19 protein-coding genes are annotated in these 24336 nt (G+C 72.9%); 3 read left to right on the forward strand and 16 right to left on the reverse strand.

The window, feature by feature from the left end:
• Positions 1-262: 262 nt before the first annotated feature.
• Together ACFQBR_RS29540 and ACFQBR_RS29545 are read right to left on the reverse strand one after the other, a co-directional pair.
• Positions 263-553, reverse strand: coding sequence for a hypothetical protein (locus ACFQBR_RS29540; RefSeq protein WP_344182846.1), 291 nt, complete (start codon positions 551-553; stop codon positions 263-265).
• On the reverse strand, positions 550-942 hold the full coding sequence (locus tag ACFQBR_RS29545) for a DUF948 domain-containing protein (RefSeq protein ID WP_267948928.1): 393 nt from the start codon (positions 940-942) through the stop codon (positions 550-552). The genes ACFQBR_RS29540 and ACFQBR_RS29545 overlap by 4 nt, the downstream gene beginning before the upstream one ends.
• A 387-nt stretch (positions 943-1329) precedes the next feature.
• On the opposite strand from ACFQBR_RS29545, the gene ACFQBR_RS29550 reads away from it, so the two are divergent.
• On the forward strand, positions 1330-2892 hold the full coding sequence (locus tag ACFQBR_RS29550; protein ID WP_344182848.1) for a serine/threonine-protein kinase: 1563 nt from the start codon (positions 1330-1332) through the stop codon (positions 2890-2892).
• 248 nt (positions 2893-3140) lie between these two features.
• On the opposite strand, the gene ACFQBR_RS29555 is transcribed toward ACFQBR_RS29550, so the two are convergent.
• The gene (locus ACFQBR_RS29555) at positions 3141-4544 is read right to left on the reverse strand and encodes a replication-associated recombination protein A (RefSeq protein ID WP_344182850.1); all 1404 of its coding nucleotides are present in this window, start codon (positions 4542-4544) and stop codon (positions 3141-3143) included.
• Positions 4545-4620: 76 nt separating this feature from the next.
• Positions 4621-6675: a SpoIIE family protein phosphatase gene (locus ACFQBR_RS29560; RefSeq protein ID WP_344182852.1), complete on the reverse strand. Its 2055-nt coding sequence runs from the start codon at positions 6673-6675 to the stop codon at positions 4621-4623.
• 582 nt (positions 6676-7257) lie between these two features.
• On the opposite strand from ACFQBR_RS29560, the gene ACFQBR_RS29565 reads away from it, so the two are divergent.
• On the forward strand, positions 7258-7401 hold the full coding sequence (locus tag ACFQBR_RS29565; RefSeq protein ID WP_267948924.1) for a hypothetical protein: 144 nt from the start codon (positions 7258-7260) through the stop codon (positions 7399-7401).
• A gap of 103 nt (positions 7402-7504) precedes the next feature.
• On the opposite strand, the gene aspS is transcribed toward ACFQBR_RS29565, so the two are convergent.
• Both aspS and ACFQBR_RS29575 read right to left on the reverse strand, forming a co-directional pair.
• Positions 7505-9265: an aspartate--tRNA ligase gene (gene aspS / locus ACFQBR_RS29570; RefSeq protein ID WP_344182854.1), complete on the reverse strand. Its 1761-nt coding sequence runs from the start codon at positions 9263-9265 to the stop codon at positions 7505-7507.
• Positions 9266-9531: 266 nt separating this feature from the next.
• The gene (locus ACFQBR_RS29575; protein ID WP_267948922.1) at positions 9532-10209 is read right to left on the reverse strand and encodes an MBL fold metallo-hydrolase; all 678 of its coding nucleotides are present in this window, start codon (positions 10207-10209) and stop codon (positions 9532-9534) included.
• Between the two features lie 451 nt (positions 10210-10660).
• On the opposite strand from ACFQBR_RS29575, the gene ACFQBR_RS29580 reads away from it, so the two are divergent.
• Positions 10661-11893 (forward strand): DUF349 domain-containing protein, encoded by a 1233-nt coding sequence (locus tag ACFQBR_RS29580; RefSeq protein WP_267948921.1) that lies wholly within the window; start codon positions 10661-10663, stop codon positions 11891-11893.
• 92 nt (positions 11894-11985) lie between these two features.
• On the opposite strand, the gene ACFQBR_RS29585 is transcribed toward ACFQBR_RS29580, so the two are convergent.
• The 10 genes from ACFQBR_RS29585 to carB all read right to left on the reverse strand — a co-directional run bounded on the left by ACFQBR_RS29585 (position 11986) and on the right by carB (position 24323).
• The gene (locus ACFQBR_RS29585; protein ID WP_344182856.1) at positions 11986-12675 is read right to left on the reverse strand and encodes a hypothetical protein; all 690 of its coding nucleotides are present in this window, start codon (positions 12673-12675) and stop codon (positions 11986-11988) included.
• 182 nt (positions 12676-12857) lie between these two features.
• A complete protein-coding gene (gene metK, locus ACFQBR_RS29590; protein ID WP_267948919.1) occupies positions 12858-14051 on the reverse strand; it encodes a methionine adenosyltransferase in 1194 nt (397 codons plus the stop codon).
• Positions 14052-14350: 299 nt separating this feature from the next.
• Positions 14351-15541 carry a bifunctional phosphopantothenoylcysteine decarboxylase/phosphopantothenate--cysteine ligase CoaBC gene (gene coaBC / locus ACFQBR_RS29595; protein WP_267950309.1) on the reverse strand — a complete coding sequence of 397 codons (1191 nt, stop codon included), beginning with the start codon at positions 15539-15541 and terminating at the stop codon, positions 14351-14353.
• A gap of 211 nt (positions 15542-15752) precedes the next feature.
• Positions 15753-16019, reverse strand: coding sequence for a DNA-directed RNA polymerase subunit omega (rpoZ, locus tag ACFQBR_RS29600; RefSeq protein WP_267948918.1), 267 nt, complete (start codon positions 16017-16019; stop codon positions 15753-15755).
• A gap of 143 nt (positions 16020-16162) precedes the next feature.
• Entirely contained in the window at positions 16163-16750 is a 588-nt protein-coding gene (gmk, locus tag ACFQBR_RS29605; protein WP_267948917.1) for a guanylate kinase, read from the reverse strand.
• A 319-nt stretch (positions 16751-17069) separates the two neighbouring features.
• Positions 17070-17393: an integration host factor, actinobacterial type gene (mihF, locus tag ACFQBR_RS29610; protein ID WP_267948916.1), complete on the reverse strand. Its 324-nt coding sequence runs from the start codon at positions 17391-17393 to the stop codon at positions 17070-17072.
• 414 nt (positions 17394-17807) lie between these two features.
• The gene (gene pyrF, locus ACFQBR_RS29615; RefSeq protein ID WP_344182859.1) at positions 17808-18515 is read right to left on the reverse strand and encodes an orotidine-5'-phosphate decarboxylase; all 708 of its coding nucleotides are present in this window, start codon (positions 18513-18515) and stop codon (positions 17808-17810) included.
• Positions 18516-18834: 319 nt separating this feature from the next.
• Positions 18835-19776, reverse strand: coding sequence for a dihydroorotate dehydrogenase (locus ACFQBR_RS29620; RefSeq protein ID WP_267948914.1), 942 nt, complete (start codon positions 19774-19776; stop codon positions 18835-18837).
• A 37-nt stretch (positions 19777-19813) separates the two neighbouring features.
• Positions 19814-20713 carry a dihydroorotate dehydrogenase electron transfer subunit gene (locus ACFQBR_RS29625; protein WP_267948913.1) on the reverse strand — a complete coding sequence of 300 codons (900 nt, stop codon included), beginning with the start codon at positions 20711-20713 and terminating at the stop codon, positions 19814-19816.
• A gap of 307 nt (positions 20714-21020) precedes the next feature.
• Positions 21021-24323 carry a carbamoyl-phosphate synthase large subunit gene (gene carB, locus ACFQBR_RS29630; RefSeq protein WP_344182861.1) on the reverse strand — a complete coding sequence of 1101 codons (3303 nt, stop codon included), beginning with the start codon at positions 24321-24323 and terminating at the stop codon, positions 21021-21023.
• Between the last annotated feature and the right edge of the window lie 13 nt (positions 24324-24336).

Here is a 24336-nt window from a genome sequence, read left to right on the forward strand (position 1 = left end):
GTCGGTGGTGGCCCATGCTAGGGGGACCCGCCGGCCGGCGCGCGTGGTTTACGGGTGGCCGCCGGGGACCCGTCCTGGTGACGACAACGGCGGCGGCCTGGTTGTTCCAAGGCTATCGCCGCTGACCACCGCCGGGCCCCGTGCTTCCCCGCGCCCGGGGCGGACCGCGTGGCAGGAGGGCCGCGACACGGGTCCGGTCCCGCGGACGGCGGTCACGGGGCCGGGCCGCTGCGCGAACGCGGGGCGGAGCGCGGCACCGGACCTATTCCCCGGGCTCCCCGGGGAGCTCCCGCGCCGGTCGGCGGCGGGACGCGGGCAGGTCACGCTCACGGGCGGGGGCGTACCGGCGGAGGAGTTCCTCCTCCTGTTCGCGGACGGCGTCCGCGAGGTCGTCGTTGAACTCGCGGAGGGCGCCCCGGTACTCGGTGACGCGGCCCTCCATCCGCTCGGCGATCCCGCCGGGGGTGAGCGAGCGCCTGGCGCGGTTGAGGCGGTGGACCGCGTAGCCGCCGATGGCGGCGCCCGCGGCGAGGTAGAACAGCTTGCCGATCACCGGTTCGCCTTCCTTCTGCGGCCCCGGACCACGGCCAGTGCCCGGCGCCGGCCGAGCACGCGGCGCACCCCGTAGGAGAGCGAGGCGACCCGCACCAGGGGGCCGGTGACCACCGAGCGGGTCAGTGCCGTCATGGTGGAGACGTCCTCCGAGGACGCCTGCACGTTGGCGGTGATCTCCTCGACCCGTTCGAGCGAGGTGTTGGTGCGCTCCACGGTGGACGCGACGTCGTCCAGGAGCGGCGGGGTGCGGTCCCCCAGGTCCGAGACGACCTTGGTCGCCTCGTTGATGAGCTTGATCAGTTTGACGAGCGCCACGCACATGAACGTGGCCAGCACCGCCCAGACCACCGCGGCGACGAGCGCGGCGACCTCTCCTCCGGTAAGCATGCGGGCTCCGTGAGCAGATAGAGGTGTACTTCAAGTGTGCGGCGGCCCCCTCGCTCGCGCGTCGGGGCTGGGGGGCCGGCGTGCGGGGGAGCCGGTGACTGCGCCGGGTCGGGCCTCCCGAGTGGTGAACCGGGCCTCCGCGTACGGGCCGGGCCGGTTTCGGCCGACCCTATCGCGTCACGGAGGCGGGCGCGCGGGCACGCCCCCGTGTCGTGTGGGGTGTCAGGGGTCACGTATCGCGCCTCACCCCTCCCGCGGTGGCCGGTGCGGGACGCGGGGATCGACGCGGGGGCGGCCCTGCCGGAGAATCACCGGGGGGCGGGAACTTCACTACGATGTCCGGACACTCGGCTTCCCGCCTGCCCCTGAAGCGTCGACAGGACACCCATGAGCCCTCGTTCTCCCCGAGAGATCTCCGTACTGGTACCGCCGGACCTCGCCCCCCTCTATCCGGACGACCCCTCGCGGATCGGCCCCTACCTCGTCCTCGGGCGGCTCGGCCAGGGGGCCACCGGAACCGTCTACGCGGCCGTCGACGTGGCGTCGTCCACCGCCGGCGACCGGCTGGTCGCCGTGAAGGTGCTCAGGTCCCCCGAGTTGGACTCACCGGACGCCTACCCGGCCCTGGAGCGCCGCCTGCGCGCCCTGTCCAACGTGAATTCCAAGCGCGTCGTCGTGCCCTCGGCCTTCGACACCGACGCCAACCCGCCGTGGCTGGCCATGCCCTACCTGGCGGGCGAGCGGCTGTCGCACTACGTCACGAAGCGCGGCGGGCTCGGCACGGGCAAGCTCATCGCGCTGGCCACCGGTCTGGCCGAGGGCCTGTCCGTCCTGCACGCTCGGGGGGTGGCGCACGGGTCGCTGCGCCCCAGCGAGGTCCTGCTGGAGTCGCACGGTCCGCACATCATGGAGTGCGCCGTCGCCGCCTCCCCCGACCGGATGCGCGGGCTGGGCGCGACCTGGCTGAGCCCCGAGCGGTTCCGGGGCGGTGAGGCCACGCCCGCGTCCGACGTGTTCGCCTGGGGGGCGGTCGTGGCGTTCGCCGGGACGGGGAGGCTGCCCTTCGGCCCCGGGGAGCCCGAGGAGATCGCCGAGCGCGCCGCGAACGGGGACTTCGACCTGAGCGGGCTCGCCCGGGGCCTCCAGCCCGTGGTGGGCAGGGCCCTGGCCCCCGACCCCGGCGGGCGCCCCGTTCTGCGCGAGGTCATCGGGGCGGTCATCGCGGTGTGGCACTCCGAGCACGGCGGCGAGGCCTCCCCCTCCGGGGGCGCCCCGGCGGGCCGTGACGACCTGGCGCGCATCCTGGAGCGCGAGTGGCACGCCGTGGAACCGCCCGCGCGGGTGCCGGAGGTGATCCGCCTGGAGGGGCGGATGTCCAACCGGCGCCCCACGAAGGCTCTGCTGGTCGCCGGGAGCGCGGTGATCGCGCTCGCGCTGGTCGGCGCCGGCGTGTGGGGGGTGTCCCGCCTGTTGGGCCCCTCGGACGGGGAGGCCCTCGTCGCGGACGCGTCGGAGGAGGACCCGGCGGCGGAGAGCCCGGCGGCCGACGAGGAGCCGCGGACCCTGGTGGTGCGGTTCGACCCGGCCGAGCAGGAGGACCTGGCGGAGGGGCCGTGGGTCTACACCCCGGTGGACCGGGACGACGAGCCGGTCCGCGGCCAGGGCATACCCAGCCACTCGGCGTGGGCGGAGCAGTGGGACGAGGCCGGCGACCCCGGGCAGGCGACGATCGCGCCCGAGGCCGAGGTGCTGTGCGCGAAGTTCTGCGCCGCCCCCGACCACGTGTTCCTCGACGAGGAGGGGCGCGGCACCTGGGAGCTGACCGGGAGCGACTTCGTCGACTACCTGTCGTGGGGCCCGGTCGTGATCGTGGAGGTGACCTTCGCCGAGGGGGAGCCGGACGGGGGGCCACGGGAGATCGTGCAGATCACGGAGTTGTACACCGACTAGACGGACCGGCCTGAGCGGTCGGGGACGCGGGAGGCCCGCGGCGCGCGCCGTGGGACCGGTGGGGCCGTCGCGGTGCGACCGCCCCGTGTGCGCCTCCTGCCGCCCGTTCCACCGGGTAGCGGGCGCCGGCCCTCCGGCCGGACGGGGGGCGGTGGAAGCGCTCGTCCCCGCCGTCGGCCGGGCGGGGGCGGATCCCTTGCCCCCGGCCCTGTCGCACGGGGCCGGACGCGGGGGCGGACCCGCCCCCTCTACCCCCCGCTCTTGAGCACTCCCCTGATGCGCTCGAGCACCTCGGAGAACCTGCGCTCCGCCCCGTGCCGGGTGGGCCTGTAGTACTCGCGCTCGGTGAGCCCCTCGGGGGCGTGCTGCTGGGGGGCCACCCCGCCGGGGAAGTCGTGGGCGTAGCGGTAGCCCTTGCCGTGGCCGAGTTCGGCCGCGCCCTTGTAGTGCCCGTCCCGCAGGTGCGGGGGCACCGGTCCGGCGCGGCCCGCCCGCACGTCGGCCATGGCCGCGTCGATCGCGCTGACGACGGCGTTGGACTTGGGCGCCAGGCTGATGTGGATGACGGCCTGGGCGAGGTTGATGCGCGCCTCGGGCATCCCGATGAGCTCCACCGCCTGGGCCGCCGCCACGGCCGTCTGGAGGGCGGTGGGATCGGCCATGCCGACGTCCTCGCTCGCGTGCACGACGATCCTGCGCGCGAGGAACCGCGGGTCCTCCCCCGCCTCGATCATCCGGGCGAGGTAGTGCAGGGCGGCGTCGGGGTCCGAGCCGCGCATGCTCTTGATGAACGCGCTGATGACGTCGTAGTGCTGGTCGCCGGAGCGGTCGTAGCGCACGGCGTGCCGGTCGACGGCCCGCTCGACGTCCTCGGCGGTGATGGTCACCGGCCCGGCGCCGGACCCCGCCGCGTCGGAGCCGCCCTCCGGGGAGGGCGCCCCCTCCCCGGCCGGGGGCCCGCCGGAGGGGGAGGGCCCGGCCACCAGGGCGGCCGCCTCCAGGTAGGTCAGGGAGCGGCGCCCGTCCCCGCCGGCCAGGCGGACGAGGTGGTCGGTGGCCTCGTCGGACATGGCGTACCGGCCGCCCAGACCGCGCTCGTCCGTCAGCGCCCGGTCCACCAGGGCGCGGATGTCGTCGTCGTCCAGCGACTCCAGGGAGAGCAGGAGGGAGCGGGACAGCAGCGGGCTGACCACGGAGAAGAAGGGGTTCTCGGTGGTCGCCCCGATGAAGCTCACCCACCGGTTCTCCACGGCGGGCAGGAGCGCGTCCTGCTGCGTCTTGTTGAACCGGTGGACCTCGTCGACGAACAGGAGGGTGCGCGTGCCGTGCATGCCCATCCGGCGCTTGGCCTCGTCCACGACCGCGCGGACGTCCTTCACCCCGGCGTTGACCGCCGACAGCTCCACGAAACGCCGCTTGGTGACCCTGCTGACGACCGTGGCCAGGGTGGTCTTGCCGGTTCCCGGCGGGCCCCACAGGAAGACGGACATGGGCGCGTCGTCCTCGACCAGGCGGCGCAGCGGACTGCCCCCGCCCAGGAGGTGGCGCTGGCCCACGACCTCGTCGAGGGTGCGCGGCCGCATGCGCACGGCGAGCGGTTCCTGCCCCTTGGCGGCTTCCGCCCCGGCATCGTCGAACAGTGTTTCGGACACCTGCCCAGGGTAGGGCTGGCCGGGGACCGTTCGGTCCGGCGGACGGGGCGTGCGCTCGGCGGCCGTGTCCGGGCGCTCAGGGCGCGGGCGTCGCGGAGGTGGTCGTCGCGGGGGCGTCCGGCGCGGGCTCCGCGGGGACGGGGGTCATCCGGGTGATGAGCAGGGCGATGTCGTCGCCGCGTCCGGCCGGGGCCATCTCTGCGATGACGTGCGCGGCCTCCCCGGGGTCCTCGTAGTGCGCGGCGAGGGCTTCGCCGACCTGGGCGAGGCCGTCGCCCATGGGGAGTTCCGAGCTCTCCACCAGGCCGTCGGAGCACAGCAGCAGCGTGCTGCCGGGCGGGAGCATGCGGGTGGTGACGGCGTACTCGGTGTCGGCGAGCACCCCCAGGGGCGGGCCGGTCTCGGGCTCCCACAGCTCGTAGCCGCTCCCGGAGGCCAGGACGACGGGCGGCTGCCCGGCCCAGGCCGCCTGCATGACGCCGCTCTCGCGGTCGACCACCAGGTAGCCGCAGGTGGCGAAGACGATCTCGCCGGTCTCGGTGAGGAGCCGGTTGGTCTCCCCGAGGACGACGCCGGGGTCGGACTGGTTGGTGGCGTAGGCACGGAAGGCCACGCGGATCTGGCCCATGGCCGCGGCGGCCTCGACCCCGTGTCCCTGCACGTCGCCCACGAGCAGCCCGACCTTGTTGTCGGGGAGTTCGATGACGTCGTAGAAGTCGCCGCAGATCCGCCAGTCCGCCCGGGAGGGCAGGTACTTGGTGGCGATGTCCATGTCGGGGAAGCTCGCCACCTGGCGGGGCAGCATGCGGCGCTGGACGGCGTCGGCCAGTTCCAGTTCGGCCTGCTGGGCCTTGATGCGCTGGAGTGCCTGGCCGGCGAGCCCGGCGAAGGTGAGCATGAGCGCGCGCTCGTCGCGGCTGGCGTGGTGGGGGCGGTCCCAGACCATCTGCCAGACGCCGAGGGCGACCTTGCCGTCCCCGAAGATGGGCACGGTCGCCCAGGCCTGGCCGCGCACCTGGCGCATGAGCTCGACGGCCGCGGGGAAGCGGCTGATGATCTCCGCGCGGCTCTCGAAGAAGCGGGGCTGGCGGTCCTGGATGACCGCTCCCATGGGAAAGTCGGTGTCGTCGGCGCGGCGGCCGTCTATCTGGTCGATGTTGCCGCCCCGGGTGCGCGCGCCGGGCGACCCGCGCAGCACGCCGCCCTCGACGTACAGGGCGATGGCCTGGACCCCGCCGAAGATCGGCAGGAACTCCTCGCTGAGCAGGTCCATGACCTTGTCGACCGTGGTGGCCGAGACGAGCTTGGAGGACAGCTCGGTGACGAGGCGGCCGTGCTCGGCCTCGGTGCGGCGGCGGTCGGCGAGGCGGCGGACCAGCTGGACGTGCTCGGTGACGTCGTCGACGATGCCGACGAGCCGGTCGGGGTCTCCGGGGACGTAGCGGGCGCGCACGTGCAGCGAGCGCTCGTCCCCGAGCCGGTCGAAGACGCGGAAGCGCTGCTCGTAGTCGCGTCCGGTGAAGGAGGCGGACATGGCGTCGCGGACGCGGGCGATGTCGTCGGGGTGGACCCGTTCGAGGATGCGCTCGAGCTCCCGGTCGTTCCCGGCCAGGAGGGCGCCGAGCGGGGTGGGGCCGAAGAGCTCGCGCAGGCGGCCGCTGCCCAGTTCCAGGCTCCACAGCACGGAGTCGGAGTTGTCGGTGCGGAGTTCGCCCACGACCCGCAGGTCGGCCTCCTCGGTGGAGAGCACGTGCATCAGGACGACGACGCGGCGGTCCTCCTCCGCGGAACCCTCCCCGTCCGGCCCGGGGAGGGGGCGCAGTTCGACCTCGACCAGGCGGGACCCCTTGTCCGTGACGCCCAGGTGCAGGCGGGAGCGGCGGCCCCGGTTCCCGGCGGCCGCCTCGGCGTGGGCACGGGCGCCGCGCCGGACGTCGTCACCGTCGAGGAGGTCGTGCCACACCAGTCCGGCGAGGTCGGACTCCCCGCGTCCGAAGAGCTCGGTGAAGGCGTGGTTGGCGTGCAGGATCGCGCCGTCGGCCGTGGCCAGCACCATGGGCTCCGGGGCGTGGGAGAACGCCCCCGCGAGCGCGCTCTCGGAGCCGTCGCCTGAAGCGCGTTTTCCGTTCACGTATGACTCATCCTCATGTCGTCTCGGACGTCACACCCGCGTTCAGGCGCGGTCACCCCGGGAACGTTCCGATCGGCTCATTCTAGTGGCCGCGCCGGGGTCTGTTCCGGTGGTGGAGCTGGGCGGGCGGCACGGCCCGCACCGCAGGGCACCGACGGGACCCGGTCGGGCACGGACCACCATGGTCCACCAGCGGAGGGGGGAGGGCGCAGGGTTCCACGCCCGTGGCCGCATTCGTCCGGACACGGGGCGTGAATCGTTACGCTCGTGTGACTCAATGGCGCAGAATGCACTCCGCCACCACTCCGTACGCGAAAGGGGACATCCCCACTGACACATCGTGTTCACTCCAGGACACGTGTGGATCGCGGTACGGGAAGGGTGATTCGCCCCCAACGGTAGGGGATGGCGGCCCCCGGCGCATCCGCGCCCGGGCGGAGGGGCCGGGTTCGGCCGTCTTCGAACCGAACGGCTACGCCCGATAGTCGACGAATATCTCCGTGTGACCGTTTAGGAAGGTTCAAAGTAGGCCTAATCCGGGCACCGAACATGAAGTGTGAAATTCTCCGACCCCCTGAGGACATGCCCATGTACCTGGTGCTCAAGCGTGCCGTGGCGACGTTCAGGATCAGCGGCACCGTCTGGGACTGGGACTGCCGACTGTGCGGCAGCAGCAACTCCGACGGCGACCACTCCTGCTGGAGCTGCGGGGGCAGGAAGCCGTAGCCGCTCCGTCCCCGGGGCCGACACACGCCCGGAACCGCGTCGGGGGCGGTGCGCGTCCACCGCGCACCGCCCCCGTCACAGGGTCCTCAGGGCCCCTCCGGACCTACTTCCGGCCGGCCCCGGCCTGCGCCTCGGCCTCCGGGTCCGCGTCCACCCCGGCCTCGGCCCGCTGGGCCCCGGTGATGGGGGTGGGCGCCCCGGTCAGCGGGTCCCCGCCCGAAGCGGTCTTCGGGAACGCGATGACCTCGCGGATGGTCGGCTGTCCGGCCAGGAGCATGATGATCCGGTCCCAGCCCACGGCCAGGCCGCCGTGCGGGGGCGGGCCGAACTTGAACGCCTCGAGCAGGAATCCGAACTTGGACTCCGCCTCGGCCTTGCTCAGGCCGATCGTGTCGAAGACGCGCTGCTGCATCTCGGCACGGTGGATACGGATGGACCCCGAGACGAGCTCGTAGCCGTTGAGCACCAGGTCGAAGGCCCGGGAGTTGGTGGTGCCCGGGTGCTCCTGGAAGTCGTCCTCGTCCTCGACGGCCGGAGCCGTGAAGGGGTGGTGCACCGGCTTCCAGGAGCCCTCCTCGTCGGCCTCCTCGAACAGCGGCATGTCGGTGATCCACAGGATCTCCCAGAGGGAGGTGTCGATCAGGTCGCACCGCTTGCCGATCTCCAGGCGCGCGGCGCCGAGCAGCTCCTGGCTCTCGGAGCGCTTGCCCGCCGCGAAGAAGACGGCGTCGCCGGGCGCCGCGCCGACCTCGGCGGCCAGGCCCTCGCGCTCGGTGTCGGACAGGTTCTTGGCGACCGGGCCCCCCAGGGTGCCGTCCTCCTGGACGAGCACGTAGGCCAGGCCCTTGGCGCCGCGCGAGCGGGCCCACTCCTGCCAGGCGTCCAGCTCCTTGCGGGTCTGGGACCCGCCGCCCGGCATGACCACGGCGCCCACGTAGGGGGCCTTGAAGACCCGGAACGGGGTGTCCGCGAAGTACTCGGTGACCTCGACCAGCTCCTGGCCGAACCGCAGGTCCGGCTTGTCGGAGCCGAACCGGTCCATGGCCTCGGCGAAGCGCATCCGGGGGAACCGCTCGGGCAGCTCGACGCCGCGCACCTCGCGCAGGAGGCGGGTGAACAGCTTCTCGCCGACGGCGAAGATGTCCTCCTCGTCGACGAAGCTCATCTCCAGGTCGATCTGGGTGAACTCCGGCTGGCGGTCGGCGCGCAGGTCCTCGTCGCGGAAGCAGCGGGTGAGCTGGTAGTAGCGCTCCATGCCGCCGACCATGAGCAGCTGCTTGAACAGCTGCGGGGACTGCGGCAGGGCGTACCAGTGGCCCGGCTGGAGGCGGACGGGGACCAGGAAGTCGCGGGCGCCCTCGGGGGTGGAGCGGGTCATGTACGGCGTCTCGACGTACACGAAGCCGAGGTCGCGCATGACGTCGTGGGCGACGTAGGTGGCCTTGGAGCGCAGGCGCAGGTTCTCCGCCATCTCCTGGCGCCGGATGTCCAGGTACCGGTAGCGCAGGCGGGTCTCCTCCGCCACGTCCGCGGCGCTGTCCAGCTGGAAGGGCAGCGGGGCGGACTCGCTGAGCACCTCGATCTCGTCGGCGGCGACCTCGATCGCGCCGGTGGGGATCTCGGGGTTCTCGTTGCCCTCGGGCCGGACCCGGACCGTGCCGGTGACCTTGATGCAGTACTCCGCGCGGAGGTCGTGGGCCAGGTCGTCCTCGCGGACGACGACCTGGGCCACTCCGGAGGCTTCGCGCAGGTCGAGGAAGACCACTCCGCCGTGGTCGCGGCGGCGTGCCACCCAGCCGGCGAGGACAACGGTCGCGCCGGCGTGCTCGGCGCGCAACGCACCTGCCTCATGCGTGCGTATCAACGAACTTCTCCTTCAGCGTCTTGGTTCGTGTCCAGTGTGCCCGACCTGCGCTTTGGTACGGGCCGATCCTGTGCACACCGCCCGCGCGCACCCGGGCCCCGGGGCCGGGGACGGCGGTGTGGAAACCACCGGAACCCGCCTCAGGCGGGGCCGGTGCGGGTATCTCGTCCGTCGCGGGGCCGGGGGGTCGCGCTCGGGGCGTCGACGCCTCTGCGGTGTTCGGTGGTCATCACGTCGTTCCTGCGGGGTGGGTCGTCCGGGCGGGCTCAGCCGGCGATGTCGCGCAGGTACGGATTGGTGGCGCGCTCCCGCTCGACCGTGGTGGCGGGGCCGTGGCCGGGCAGGACCTGGGTGCCGTCGGGCCGGGCCAGGACCGCGTCGGCGAGGCTGCGCAGCATGGCCTCGTGGTCCCCGCCGGGGAAGTCGGTGCGTCCGATGGACCCGGCGAAGACGAGGTCGCCGGCGAACATGACGGGGACCCCGTCCTCCGTGGTGACCGTGTAGACGACCGACCCGGGGGTGTGCCCGGGGGTGTGCTCCACCCCGACCTCCAGGCCGGCGAGGGACAGGGTGTCGCCCCCGGCCACCTCGACCAGGTCCGAGGGCTCGGCGTGGGGGCCCTCCCCCAGCAGGGAGGACAGCCGGGCGGCGAAGCCGGGGTCGACCCCGGCGGCGGGGTCGGTGAGCAGGTGGCGGTCCCGGGCGTGCACGTGGACCGGCACGCCGTGGCGCCCGCCGAGTTCGGCGGCCGACCACACGTGGTCGAAGTGCCCGTGCGTGAGCAGGACCGCGACGGGCGTCAGGCCGTGCTCCGACAGCACCTTCTCGACCTGTTCGGCCGCCTCCTGCCCGGGGTCGACGACGATGCAGTCGCCGCCGGGGGCCGGTGCCAGCACGTAGCAGTTCGCGGCGAGGGGCCCGGTGGGAAGTGCGGCGATGAGCACGGCGGATGTCGTCCTGTCCTCGGTCGGGTGCGCGGTCGGAGGGGCGGGCCCGCGGTTCGGAACGCGCGAACCCTCAGGTGCAGAGCCTACCGAGGCACGGGAGGAGGGGCGACCCGTCGGGCACCTCGGCGAAAGCGTTTGATCACCATTCGATCACCGCGCGCGGCTCGCCTCTTTGCCAAACCGCGTGGTAATGCCATATTGGTCACCGTCGTCGTGTGCGCCGAGGCCCCGACCTGCGCCTCTTCCGGGCGGGTGCGCGGCCCGGAGGGACACACGGGGACGCGCGGACACGCATGATCTGCGCCGATGTGAATCACGGCGCGTCGCCGCCCGTCGAATCGTATGGATATCGTGCTGAGCACGGTGGTTCCCATCACGACGCGGCGCGCGAGCGGCGCGACGACCCGAGCCCGCCCCACGGCGGGGCTCATGACAGCAGGAGGACACGGTGACCACGGACCCTTGGGGCCGCGTAGACGACGACGGCACGGTCTACGTCCGCACGAGCGAAGGTGAGCGGGTCGTCGGATCGTGGCAGGCGGGGGCGCCGGAGGAGGCTCTGGCGTTCTTCCGACGCAAGTACGACGCCCTGGTCACCGAGGTGGAGCTGTTGGAGAAGCGGCTCCGCAGCACGGACCTGTCCGCCGCCGCCGCGATGTCGAACATCGACAAGCTGCGCTCCGCCGTCACCGATGCGAACGCCGTCGGCGACCTGGAGTCGCTGGGCAGGCGGCTGGACGCCCTCTCCGGCCGCGCCGAGGAGCGCAAGGTCGAGCAGAAGCAGGCGCAGGAGCAGGCCCGCGGGCAGGCCCGGGAGACCAAGGAGCGCATCGTCGCCGAGGCCGAGCGGGTCGCGGCCGAGACGACGCACTGGAAGTCCGGCGGCGAGCGGATGCTGCAACTCATCGAGGAGTGGAAGAAGGCCCCCCGGGCCGACCGTCCCACCGAGCAGGCGCTGTGGAAGCGGATGTCCGCCGCGCGCAACTCCTTCTCCAAGCGCCGCAAGACGTACTTCGCGAACCTGGACCAGGAGCGCGACTCCGTGCGCGTGGAGAAGGAGCGCATCGTCGCCGAGGCCGAGGCGCTGTCGGGCTCCGACGACTGGGGGCCCACGGCCCGCGCCTACCGCGACCTCATGCAGCAGTGGAAGAGGACCGGGCGCGCGGACAGAGCGAGCGAGGACAAGCTGTGGACGCGCTTCAAGGCGGCCCAGGACCGCTTCTTCGACGCGCGCAACGCGACCTTCGCCGAGCGCGACGCGGAGCTGCGGGTCAACGCCGAGGCCAAGGAGCGGATCCTGGCCGAGGCCGAGGCGGAGATCCCGGGGATCTCCGACCCGCGCCGGGCCCGTGCCCGCCTGCGCGACTTCCAGGAGGCGTGGGAGGAGGCCGGTGAGCTGCCCCGCGACGTGCGCGACCAGCTCGAGGGCGCCTTCCGCCGGATCGAGGACGGTGTGCGCCGGGCCGAGGACGCCGAGTGGGAGCGGAGCAACCCGGAGGCGATCGCCCGCGCCAGGGACACGGTGTCCCAGCTGGCGGCGGCGATCACCGACCTGGAGGCCAAGCTGGAGAAGGCCAGGGAGCGGGGCGACGACCGCCGCGTCAAGGAGCACGAGGACGCCCTGGAGGCGCGCCGCTCGTGGCTGGCCGAGGCGGAGAAGGCCCTCGGCGAGCTGAGCTGAGCAGGCCGGGCCACAGCGTGCGCAAGGGCCGCGCCCCGCGGGGCGCGGCCCTTGCGCGTGTGCGCCCGGTACGGCGCGTCCCGTCCGGACCGCTAGCGGTGCGCGTCCAGCTCGTAGACGTCGGCGCCGTCCGTGAGCGTCCTGACGTTCGCGGCGGGCTCCGGTGCGGGGCCGCCGGGCAGGTGCGGGAGCGGGTCGGACCGCCGGTCGCCCCGGTGGCGCGCGTAGCCGCCGACGCAGACCGCGGAGGCGACCAGGAGGAGCAGCCCCGCGACCACCCAGACGAGGGGCACCGAGCCGTAGACCCTGTGCACGGCGGAGGAGCACGCGGCCAGCGCGGCCCCCGGCTCGGGCCGCAGGCACACGGTGGTGACGGGGTGCTCGCCGCCCTCCCGGACCCCGGTGATCTCCCCGGTGACCCGGAAGTCCGCCCGTTCGCCCGACGCCAGGTCGTGGGTCCACGTCACCTGCCCCTCCTCGACCCCGGCCCTGGTCCCGGCCGAGCCCGAGACGTAGCGCATCGTGGACGGCAGGAACTGGACGATCTCGGCGTCCGGGAGGTCCCCGGCGCCGGAGTTGCGCACCCGGATGGTGTACTCGACGTGGTCCCCGGGGCTCAGCCGCTCCTCGTCGGAGCGCGTCCCCAGGGACACGTGCAGGGTGTCCGCCCCCGGTACGGCCGCGTCGTCCGCCGACGGGCCCGGGCCGGGTGCGTGGTGGGCGCCGGGCAGGGCGATCATGGCCGCCAGGCCCAGTGCCGACATCGCCGTGGTCACGGCCATGGTGCTTCCTCCGCGTGCGAGCACAGAAAATTACCTTGCGTGCATATGTCATAACACGGAGTAGTTGTTTTGACCGTGCGCCATGCGGGAGGCGGGCGCGGACACACCGGGGGCGGGCGGCCGCTCGGGCCGCCCGCCCCCGGGGCGGGCTCCGTCCGGGGACGGAGCGGGAGAGGTCGGGCTCAGACGCCCACGAACGACCGCAGCGCGGCGGCCCGCTCGGTGCTCTCCCATGTGAACTCGGGCAGCTCCCGGCCGAAGTGGCCGTAGGCGGCCGTCGCGGAGTAGATCGGGCGCAGCAGGTCCAGATCGCGCACGATCGCGGCCGGACGGAGGTCGAAGACCTCCTTGACGGCCTTCTCGATCAGCTCCGGGGCGACCGTCTCGGTGCCGAAGGTCTCGATGAACACACCGACCGGGTGGGCCTTGCCGATGGCGTAGGCCACCTGGACCTCGGCGCGCTCGGCGAGCTCGGCGGCGACGATGTTCTTGGCGACCCAACGGGTGGCGTAGGCCGCCGAGCGGTCCACCTTCGACGGGTCCTTGCCGGAGAAGGCGCCGCCGCCGTGGCGGGCGTAGCCCCCGTAGGTGTCCACGATGATCTTGCGCCCGGTCAGTCCGGCGTCGCCCATCGGGCCGCCGATCTCGAAGCGGCCGGTCGGGTTGACGAGCAGCCGGTAGTTGTCGGACTCCAGGCCGAAGGCGGCCACGACCGGCTCGATGACGTGCTCGCGGATGTCCGGGGCGAGCATCTCCTCCAGGTTGATGTCCGCGGAGTGCTGGCTGGAGACGACGACGGTGTCGAGGCGCACGGGGACCTGGCCCTCGTACTCGACCGTGACCTGGGTCTTGCCGTCCGGGCGCAGGTAGGGCACCGTGCCGTTGCGGCGGACCGCCGCCAGCCGCTCGGAGAGCGAGTGCGCCAGCTTGATCGGCAGCGGCATCAGCTCGGGGGTCTCCCGGTTGGCGTAGCCGAACATCAGGCCCTGGTCGCCGGCGCCCTGCCGGTTGAGTGCGTCGTCCTCGTTCTCGACGCGCGCCTCGTAGGCGGTGTCGACGCCCTGGGCGATGTCCGGGGACTGGGCGTCGATGGAGACGTTGACCCCGCAGGAGTCACCGTCGAACCCCTTGGCGGAGGAGTCGTATCCGATCCGGAGGATCTTCTCGCGCACGATGGCGGGGATGTCGACGTAGGTCTGGGTGGTGACCTCACCCGCGATGTGGACCTGACCGGTGGTGATCAGCGTCTCGACGGCGACCCGGCTGCGCGGGTCGTGGGTGAGCATCGCGTCGAGGATCGCGTCACTGATCTGGTCGGCCATCTTGTCGGGATGGCCTTCGGTGACCGACTCGGAGGTGAAAAGGCGGCGGGACACGTTGCGTGACTCCTTGCAGCGGCTGCTGGCTGACATGTGTCGGTGCGGCACAGCGCTCCGGCGGCCTGCCGGGGGCGGCCAATGCCGACCGACGCGGTTGGTTATCGGTCCACTGTAACCGGACTGGTGGGGACGGGCGTCCGGCTGCCGACCGCGTCGCATGTCGGCAAGGACACCCGTTCGCAGTGTGGCGTACTCGGCGGTAGGAATCCAGTCCTGGTGTCCAGGCTGTTCGTCCGCGGGCACCCCGTCTGCCTGTGCGAACGCCCACACAGGCGGGCCCGGGGCCGCGGAAGCCGTCAGGGGAGGCGTTCGACGACCAGGTCCCACACACGGTCGGCGAGGTCGTCCTTGGGCCCGGTCGGGATGTCCGTGACGGAACCGTCGGCGCCCAGGACGACCGCCTGGTTGTCCTCTGTGCCGAACGCGCGCCCTCCCCCGACCTGGTTGACCACGAGGAGGTCGCAGCCCTTCCTCTCCAGCTTCGCGCGGCCGTTGGCGACGACGTCGTCGGTCTCGGCGGCGAACCCGACGATGGTCTGCCCGGGCGCCTCCGACGCCCGGGAGGCCACCAGGCCCGCCAGGACGTCCGGGTTCTCGACCAGCTCGATGGGCCCGGGGGCCGCACCGGACTTCTTGATCTTGGAGGCGACGCTCCTGACCGGCCGGAAGTCGGCGACGGCCGCGCTCATCACGACCGCGTCGGCGCCGCGCCTCTCGGCCTCCATCGCCTCGGCGAGCTCGGCGGCCGAGCCCACCCGCACGACACGGGCCCCGGCCGGGTCCGGCAGGGAGACGTTGGCGGCGACGAGGGTGACGTCGGCCCCGCGCGCCGCGGCGGTGCGGGCCAGGGCGTACCCCTGCTTGCCGGAGGAGTGGTTGCCGAGGAACCGGACCGGGTCGATGGCCTCCCTGGTGCCCCCGGCGGAGACGACGACGCGGCGGCCGGCCAGGTCGGGGGCGGCGGTTCCGCGGCGCAGGACCAGCCGTGCGGCCTCGAACAGCTCGGAGGGCTCGGGGAGGCGGCCGCGTCCGCTGTCGGCGCCGGTGAGGCGTCCCACGGCCGGGTCGAGGACGACGGCGCCCCGCGCGCGCAGGGTGGCCACGTTCGCCCGGGTGGCGGGGTGCTCCCACATCTCCGTGTGCATCGCGGGTGCGAACACCACGGGGCACCGCGCGGTGAGAAGGGTGTTGGTGAGGAGGTCGTCCGCCAGGCCGGCGGCGGCCCTCGCCATGAGGTTGGCGGTGGCCGGGGCCACGAACACGAGGTCGGCCTCCTGCCCGATGCGCACGTGCGGGACCTCGTCGACCCCGTCCCACACCCCGGTGGTGACGGGCTGTCCGGACAGGGCCGCCCAGGTGGGCTCGCCGACGAAGCGGAGGGCCTCGGCGGTGGGCACGACCCGGACGCGGTGGCCGGACTCGGTCAGACGGCGGAGCAGCTCGCACGCCTTGTAGGCGGCGATGCCGCCGCCGACGCCGAGGACCACCCGGGGAACGCTCTGTGTCTCACTCACAGGAAGGAGTTCTACCAGGCCCGGCCGGGCGGGCACGCGCCGACCCCGCGGACGGCCGCGCCCCCCGCGCGCCCGACGGGGCGGTGGAGGGCGGTGTGCGGGCTCCGGCGGCACGCCGCGGCAGCGCCGGGCTCCGCCGCGCCTGCCGGCCCGTGGCACGGGACGGCCGCGGCGGAGGGGTGGATCAGGTGCCCTCGTAGGGCTCGGCGGTGAGCAGGCCGGACTTGACCTCGCGCAGGGCGATGGACAGGGACTTCTCCTGCACCTGGGTCTCGACCAGCGGGCCGACGTACTCCAGGAGGCCCTCGCCGAGCTGGGCGTAGTAGGCGTTGATCTGGCGGGCCCGCTTGGAGGCCATGGTGACCAGGCTGTACTTGCTGTCGACGAGCTGCAGCAGGTCGTCGATGGGCGGATTGGTGATGCCTTCGGCGACGGGCTCGGTACCAGCCACTTCGTTTACCCCCAGGGAAGGTCTCCGGCTCGTCGGAAGCCGTGACGTGATCGTTCGGGACGTGTTCGAGGATACGCGGCGCCTCCGGGGGCGAACCCGGCGCGGGCGGACGCGGGCGGCGGTGGCCGTGGGCCCCGCCGCTATCACACCTTGGGCGCGTCGATCAACGCTAGCAGCTCGGCGCACACTTCCTGCACGGACGTGTTGACGAGCGTGGTGTCGAACTCCTTCTCGGCGGCGAGCTCGACCTTGGCGACCTCCAGCCGGCGACGGATGACCTCGTCGGACTCGGTGCCGCGTCCGGTGAGGCGGCGGACCAGCTCCTCCCAGGAGGGCGGCGCGAGGAAGACGTGGTAGGCCTCGGGCATGGTCTCGCGGATCTGGCGGGCGCCCTGGAGCTCGATCTCCAGCAGCACGGGGGCGCCGGCGGTCAGGCGGGCCTGGACGGGGCCGCGCGGGGTGCCGTAGCGGTTGCCCGCGAACCTGGCCCACTCCAGGAGCTCGTCCTCGGCGACGAGGCGGTCGAACTCCTCGTCGGTGACGAAGTGGTACTGGACGCCGTCCTGTTCGCCGGGCCGGGGCGCGCGGGTGGTGGCCGAGACCGAGAGCCACACGTCGGGGTGCTCGCGCCGCAGGTTGGCGACCACGGTGCTCTTCCCCACACCCGAGGGGCCGGACAGGACGATCAACCGCTTCTCGGCCGGACGGGACTCGGATGCGAGCTCAGGCATGTGTGTTCGGGGCTTCCCTTCGGGGCCTGTCCGCCGCGGGGCCGGAGGCCATCGGCCGCGCTCCGGGGACCTGGCGGGACCGGGCGCGTCGCCGTGCGGGCGGCTGCTGTGCGGGGGTGTCCGCGAACGGTCGCGGGAAGATCCATTTATACCACCGAGCCGCGGTGCGGCGGACGGTTGTGACCTGGGGCCATCCGTCCGCCGACCGCGGCTCGCGCTGTGGCTTCACCGTGAGCCCGCCGCTGTCGCGGCGCGCTCTCCGCCGCGACTGTGGGGGACGCGGACGGGCCGGCGTACTGCGTACTGCTCCTACCGGGTGTTACTTGGTGAGGTCACCGAACTCGGCTTCCAGGGCCGCGCGCTGGTTGGTCCCCAGACCGCGGACACGGCGCGACTCGGCGATGTTGAGACGCTCCATGATCTGCTTCGCACGGACCTTGCCGACACCGGGGAGGGATTCCAGCAGAGCCGAAACCTTCATCTTGCCGATGACGTCGTCCTTGAGGCCGTTGGCGAGCACCTCGGACAACGAGATGCCGCCGTTCTTCAGCTTGTTCTTGACCTCCGCGCGCTCTTTTCTGGCCTTAGCGGCCTTCTCCAGAGCCGCGGTGCGCTGTTCAGGTGTGAGGGGAGGAAGGGCCACGCCGGGTCACCTCGGATTTCTACTCGTTTGTAGAGGGCGGACGCCTGCGCAAGTTAGTAGGTCTGACCCCTGTTAGGCAACGTAAAGTGCCCTTTCAGCGGCTATTTCATCGAACTAACTACGTAGAGTTACCATTCAATTGCGGTCGGAGACGAAATACAGGACCTTGGTCCCGATTGGGCCGAGCACAAAGCGCGTCACCAGCGCAGGTCACAGAGGGGTGACCCGGGTCACTCCGGGCAGCCTGTTCCGAGTTTCGGACACACCTAATTGGTGACCGTCAGTGATCCATAACCGCGCGTGATGAGCTCGCTTCGTTGGTTCGTCCCCGGGATCCTTCGATCCCCTCGCCCCTCCCCCCGGGACACCGTCGAAGGGTGCTCCCGGCGCCGTTCTCCCGTCCGTCCGCCTCCCCTAGACCCTGGCCCCGGCCCGCCGCACGGCGGCCGCGAGGGAGGCCGCCGCCGCGCCGGGGTCCGGCGCCCGCGTGATGGGGCGGCCGATGACCAACAGGTCGGCCCCCGCACCGATGGCCTCCTCCGGGGTGGCGACGCGCGACTGGTCCCCCCTGTCAGCCCCCGCCGGGCGCACTCCCGGTGTGATGAGGGTGACGTCCGGCCCCACCTCCGCGCGCACCAGCGCCACCTCCCGGGGGGAGCACACCAGGGCGCGCGCCCCGGCGCCCACCGCCAGCGCGGACAGGCGCCGCACCGCGTCCCGGGCCGGGCCGAGCAGCCCCACCTGCTCCAGGTCCGCCTCGTCCATGGAGGTGAGCACGGTCACGGCGGCGATCCTGGTGTCCGGGGCCGCCTCCGCGGCCGCGCGGACCATGTCCGCCCCTCCGGAGGCGTGCACCGTGAGGAAGGAGGGGCGCAGCCACGCGACACTGCGCGCGGCGCCCTCGACCGTGGCCGGTATGTCGTGGAGCTTGAGGTCGAGGAAGACCCCGAGCCGGCTGGCCCCGCGCACCGCGCTGACCACCTCCGGCCCGTAGCGCAGGTACAGCTCCAGTCCCACCTTGACCGTACTCACGTGGGGTGCGACGGCCGAGGCCCAGGTGGCCGCCGTCTCGATGTCCCCGGCGTCGATCGCGACGGCGATGGGCGCGGAAGGCGCGGTCATGTCGGTCTCTCCAATCGTGTGCCACCGGCTCCGTGCCGGTGCGTGCAACATCCGCACGTGCTTACCGATGTGCTTACCGAAGCATCGGCCGATGCACGTCCACTGTCCTGTGCACACCATCAAGGTGTGCGATTCCCCGGATGAGTCGCTTCATGCGCCCATTCCGTATCACTTCCCCGTAACGGCCGCCCAGACGGACGCAGCCCGACGCTCCCCCGAGACCGCCCCCTTGCGCCAGGATGCGCCTGTTTGGTCGCACAGAGCCATCTCAACGCCGTTCAGGCCGGTCAGGGCCCTTGTGCGCCGTGTGCCCGACCTGTCACGCCCCGGCCCCCTGCCGGTGGGCCGCTCCCACCACGTCCGAGGCCCTGGCGAAGCCCCGCGCCTCCAGAGCCTCGGTGAACTCCCGGAGCACGCGGCTGCACGCGGACGGGTCGGAGAAGTTGGTCGTGCCGACCGCCACGGCGCTCGCCCCGGCCGCCATGAACTCCAGGACGTCGGCGCCCGTGCGGACGCCGCCCATCCCGATGATGGGCACCCCGGGAAGCGCCTCGTGCACGCGGTAGACGCACCCCACGGCGAGCGGCCGGATCGCCGGGCCGGACAGCCCGCCCATCCCCCCGGCCACCGCGGGCCGCAGGGTGCGGGTGTCCACCGCCATGCCGCGCACGGTGTTGATCATGGACAGGCCGTCCGCGCGCGCCTCCACGCACGCCGAGGCCAGCTCCACCACGTCGGGGACGTCGGCGGCCAGCTTGGCCAGCACCGGAAGGTCCGAGCGGGCGTGGGAGCGCACCGTCTGCACCACCGCCGCCGCGTGGGAGGCGTCGTCGGCGAAGTGGCGCCCCGACGGGGCGGCCGGGTCGGGGCAGGACAGGTTCACCTCGATGGCGCTGACGCCGTCGGCCGCCGAGATCCGCCTGGCCAGCTCGCCGAACTCGCCCACCCCCGCCCCGGCGATGGAGACGATGGCCCGGCCGCCGCGGGCCAGCAGCCAGGGCAGGTCCCGCTGGAGGAACACGTCCACCCCGGGGCCCTGCATGCCCGTCGTGCTCAGCATGCCGCTGGGCGTCTCGGCCATGCGCGGCGCCGGACGCCCCGCGTGGGGCTCCAGCATCACCGACTTGGTCGTCACGGCGCCGATCGACGCGATGTCGAAGAACTGGGACAGTTCACGGCCGGAGCCGGCGCATCCGGCGGCGGTCACCACGGGGTTGGGCAGGTCCATGCCGCCCACCCGGGTCCTGAGGTCTGCGTTCACGTGCCTTCACTCGGTCGTGTGTGTGTCGCCGCCCGGGTCAGGCGATGTCGCGCGCCGACTCGGCGGCGCGGGCGGCGCTGGAGCCCTTCCACCCCGGGGCGCCCAGGGCGTCGAAGGGGATGGTCCCCACGTCGTCGAAGCGCACCTGTTCGCCGCGGAACACCGGGCCGTCCACGCAGGAGCGCACCATGCGGGTGATGCCGTCCTCCCCCACCACGGGGATCACGCAGGTCATGCAGATCCCCGTGCCGCAGGCCATGGTCTCCTCCACCGCCACCTGGACGGGGACCCCGTGGCTGCCCGCCACCGCGGTGACGGCGCGGAGCATGGGCATCGGGCCGCAGGCGTACACCGCGTCGGACCGGCACTCCTCGATCACGCGGCCCAGGACGTCGGTGACCCGGCCCCTGGTGCCGAAGGAGCCGTCGTCGGTGGTGAAGGCGGCGGTCTCGGCGATGCGGCGGGCGGTGATCGCGCTGAACACCCGGTCGGCGGAGGCCCCGCCGAGCACGAAGTCGACCCGGCACCCGCGCCTGCGCAGCGACTGGGCGAGCGGGAACAGCGGCGCGCTGCCGGAACCGCCGCCCACGAGCACGCAGTTGACGGGTTCGCGCGGCAGCGGGAACGGCCGGCCCAGGGGGCCGACCACGTCCAGCAGGTCGCGCGACCTCCGCTCGGACAGCCAGGCGGTGCCGGTGCCGCGCACGGAGAACAGGAACTCGACGGTGCCGCCGTAGTCGGGCTTGACGTCGTGGATGGCGAAGGGACGGCGCAGCAGGGTGCTGGAGTGGTCGCCGCCGACCGCCACCGAGACGAACTGGCCCGAACGGAACCGCTCGGCGATCCCCGGGGCGACGACGGTGATGGCGTAGTAGGCGTCCACCCTGCGCACGTTCAGCACGGGGCACCTGACCTGCACCGGTCCGTTGTCGCTCATGGTCTCGGAGAAGCCTCTCTCGCCTCGGGCGCGCGGGCGCCGCGGAGTCCCCGCGGCGCCCGCACTCTACTGCCGGGGCCCCGCCCGGAGGCGGGGCAGCCCTGTCCCTACAGCCTAGGCCGTTCGGTGGGCGTGCCCCGCTCAGCGCACCGGCGCCGCCCCCGGGGGACGGCGCCGCGGCCGCCTCCCCCGGCCCGTGCCCGGCGGATCGGGGGGCACGCGCCGCCGGTGTCCGGACCGCCCCGTGGCGCTCCTCACACCCTGTCCCGTCCGGGGCCCGCCCGGGCCCCGGACGGGGAGGCCCCGGCTACTCCCGGCCGGCGTTGAGCGCCCTGGCGTGCTCCTGGAGGGAGCGCACCCCGACGTCGCCGCGCACGCGCGCCTCGATGGCCTGGACGGCCGCGGCCAGCCCCTGCACGGTGGTGACGCTGGGCACGCCGCGCACCACCGCGGCGGTGCGGATCTCGTACCCGTCCAGACGCGGCCCGGCCTGGCCGGCGCTGCCGAACGGGGTGTTGACGATGAGGTCCACCCCGCCCTCGTGGATGAGCTGCACGATCGTGCGCTCCCCGTTGGGGCCGGGGCCCGCGCTGTGCTTGCGCACGACGGTGGCGCGCACGCCGTTGCGGCGCAGCACCACGGCGGTGCCCTCGGTCGCGAGGATGTCGAAGCCCAGGTCGGCGAGCCGCTTGACCGGGAAGATCATCGAGCGCTTGTCGCGGTTGGCCACGGAGACGAACACCTTGCCCCGGGTGGGCAGGGAGCCGTTCACGGCCAGCTGGGACTTGGCGTAGGCGGCGCCGAACTCGACGTCCAGGCCCATGACCTCGCCCGTGGAGCGCATCTCGGGGCCGAGGATGGTGTCGACCCCCTCGCCCTCCTTGTCGATGAACCGGTTGAACGGCAGCACGGCCTCCTTGACCGACACCGGGGCGTCGGCGGGCAGGTCGCCCCCGTCGCCGGTGGCGGGCAGCATGCCCTCGGCGCGCAGGTCCGCGATGGACGTGCCCGCCATGACGCGGGCGGCGGCCTTGGCGAGCGGCACCGCGGTCGCCTTGGACACGAACGGCACGGTGCGGGAGGCGCGCGGGTTGGCCTCCAGCACGTTGAGCACGCCCGAGGCCAGCGCGTACTGGACGTTGATCAGGCCGCGCACGCCGGTGCCGCGGGCGATCGCCTCGGTGGAGTAGCGGATGCGCTCGATGTCCTCCTGCCCCAGGGTGATCGAGGGCAGGGTGCAGGCCGAGTCGCCGGAGTGGATGCCGGCCTCCTCGATGTGCTCCATGACCCCGCCCAGGTACAGGTCGGTGCCGTCGTAGATCGCGTCCACGTCGATCTCGATCGCGTCGTCCAGGAAGCGGTCGATGAGCACCGGGTGCTCGGGGCTGACCTGGGCGTTGCGCTCGATGTAGTCGGCGAGCATCGTCTCGCTGTAGACGATCTCCATGCCCCGGCCGCCCAGCACGTAGGAGGGGCGGACCATGACGGGGTAGCCGATCTCGTCCGCCGCGGCCTTGGCCTCGGCGAAGGAGTAGGCGGTGCCGTACTTGGGTGCGGGCAGCCCCGCCTCGGCGAGGACCTTGCCGAACTCGCCGCGGTCCTCGGCCAGGTCGATGGCCTCGGGGCTGGTGCCGATGATGGGCACCCCGTTCTCCTTGAGCCGGCGGGCCAGCCCGAGGGGGGTCTGGCCGCCCAGCTGGACGATGACCCCGGCGACCGTGCCGCTGAGCTGCTCGGCGCGGACGACCTCCAGCACGTCCTCCAGGGTGAGCGGCTCGAAGTAGAGCCGGTCGCTGGTGTCGTAGTCGGTGGAGACGGTCTCGGGGTTGCAGTTGACCATCACGGTCTCGTACCCGGCCTCGGAGAGGGCGAAGGAGGCGTGGACGCAGGAGTAGTCGAACTCGACGCCCTGGCCGATGCGGTTGGGCCCCGAGCCCAGGATGATGATCTTGGGCTTGTCGCCGTCGGGGACCTCGGTCTCCTCGTCGTAGCTGGAGTACAGGTACGGCGTCCGGGCGGCGAACTCGGCGGCGCAGGTGTCCACGGTCAGGTAGACGGGGTGGATGCCGAGGGCGTGGCGGAGTTCGCGGACGACGTCCTCGCTCCGGCCGGTGATCTCGCCGATCTGGAGGTCGGAGAAGCCGAGGCCCTTGACCTCGCGGAGCAGGTCGGCGTCGAGCTTGGGCGCCTCGGCGAGGACGCGCGCCGCCTCCTCCAGCCGGAGCATCTGGTCCAGGAACCACGGGTCGATCCTCGTGGACTCGTGGAGCTCCTCGACGGTGGCCCCGGCGCGGAAGGCCTGCTGGACCTGGCGCAGCCGGTGCTCGGTGGGGACGGCGGCCCTGCGGAGGAGCTCGTCCTTGTCACCGGGGCTGCCCGCCCAGGACAGCCCCACCCCGGCCTTCTCCAGCGAGCGCATGGCCTTCTGGAGGGCTTCGGGGAAGGACCGGCCGATGGCCATGGCCTCGCCCACCGACTTCATCGTGGTGGTGAGGGTGGGGTCGGCCCCGGGGAACTTCTCGAAGGCGAACCGCGGGACCTTGACGACCACGTAGTCGAGCGTGGGCTCGAAGCTGGCCGGGGTCTCCTTGGTGATGTCGTTGGGGATCTCGTCGAGGGTGTAGCCGACGGCGAGCTTGGCGGCGATCTTGGCGATCGGGAAGCCCGTGGCCTTGGAGGCCAGGGCGGAGGACCGCGAGACCCGGGGGTTCATCTCGATGACGATGACCCGGCCGGTGGTGGGGTGGACGGCGAACTGGATGTTGCAGCCGCCGGTGTCCACGCCGACCTCGCGGATGACCGCGATGCCGAGGTCGCGGAGCTCCTGGTACTCGCGGTCGGTGAGGGTCATGGCGGGGGCGACGGTGATCGAGTCGCCGGTGTGCACGCCCATGGGGTCGAGGTTCTCGATGGAGCAGACCACCACGACGTTGTCGTTGGTGTCGCGCATGAGCTCCAGCTCGTACTCCTTCCAGCCGAGGATGGACTCCTCCAGGAGCACCTCGGTGGTCGGGGAGAGCGCGAGGCCCTGTCCGGCGATGCGGCGCAGCTCGGTCTCGTTGTGCGCGAAGCCGGAGCCCGCGCCGCCCATGGTGAAGGAGGGGCGCACGACGACCGGGTAGTTCAGCGCCTCGGCGGCGTCCAGGCACTCCTGGAGGGTGTGGCAGATGCGCGAGCGGGCGGACTCGCCGCCGATGCGCTCGACGATGCGCTTGAAGCTCTCGCGGTCCTCGCCGGACTGGATGGCGTCGATGTTGGCGCCGATGAGCTCGACGCCGTACTTGTCCAGGATCCCGGCCTCGTGCAGGGAGACGGCGGCGTTGAGCGCGGTCTGCCCGCCCAGGGTGGGCAGGAGCGCGTCGGGGCGCTCCTTGGCGATGATCTTCTCGATCATCTCGGTGGTGATCGGCTCGACGTACGTGGCGTCGGCGATCTCGGGGTCGGTCATGATCGTGGCCGGGTTGGAGTTGACCAGGATGACCCGCAGGCCCTCGGCCCGCAGGACACGGCAGGCCTGGGTGCCCGAGTAGTCGAACTCGGCCGCCTGCCCGATCACGATCGGGCCGGAGCCGACCACGAGGACGGATGAAAGATCACTACGGCGCGGCATGCTCTTGTTCCTC

The organism is Nocardiopsis tropica (assembly GCF_042660575.1).
Taxonomy (GTDB): Bacteria; Actinomycetota; Actinomycetes; order Streptosporangiales; family Streptosporangiaceae; genus Nocardiopsis; species Nocardiopsis tropica.

Bases quoted from the DNA above. Each gene is read 5' to 3' on its own strand.
- ACFQBR_RS29545 (WP_267948928.1), bottom strand. From the start codon at position 942: ATGCTTACCGGAGGAGAGGTCGCCGCGCTCGTCGCCGCGGTGGTCTGG.
- ACFQBR_RS29550 (WP_344182848.1), top strand. From the start codon at position 1,330: ATGAGCCCTCGTTCTCCCCGAGAGATCTCCGTACTGGTACCGCCGGAC.
- ACFQBR_RS29565 (WP_267948924.1), top strand. From the start codon at position 7,258: ATGCCCATGTACCTGGTGCTCAAGCGTGCCGTGGCGACGTTCAGGATC.
- ACFQBR_RS29585 (WP_344182856.1), bottom strand. From the start codon at position 12,675: ATGGCCGTGACCACGGCGATGTCGGCACTGGGCCTGGCGGCCATGATC.
- gmk (WP_267948917.1), bottom strand. From the start codon at position 16,750: ATGCCTGAGCTCGCATCCGAGTCCCGTCCGGCCGAGAAGCGGTTGATC.
- pyrF (WP_344182859.1), bottom strand. From the start codon at position 18,515: ATGACCGCGCCTTCCGCGCCCATCGCCGTCGCGATCGACGCCGGGGAC.
- ACFQBR_RS29625 (WP_267948913.1), bottom strand. From the start codon at position 20,713: ATGAGCGACAACGGACCGGTGCAGGTCAGGTGCCCCGTGCTGAACGTG.
- carB (WP_344182861.1), bottom strand. From the start codon at position 24,323: ATGCCGCGCCGTAGTGATCTTTCATCCGTCCTCGTGGTCGGCTCCGGC.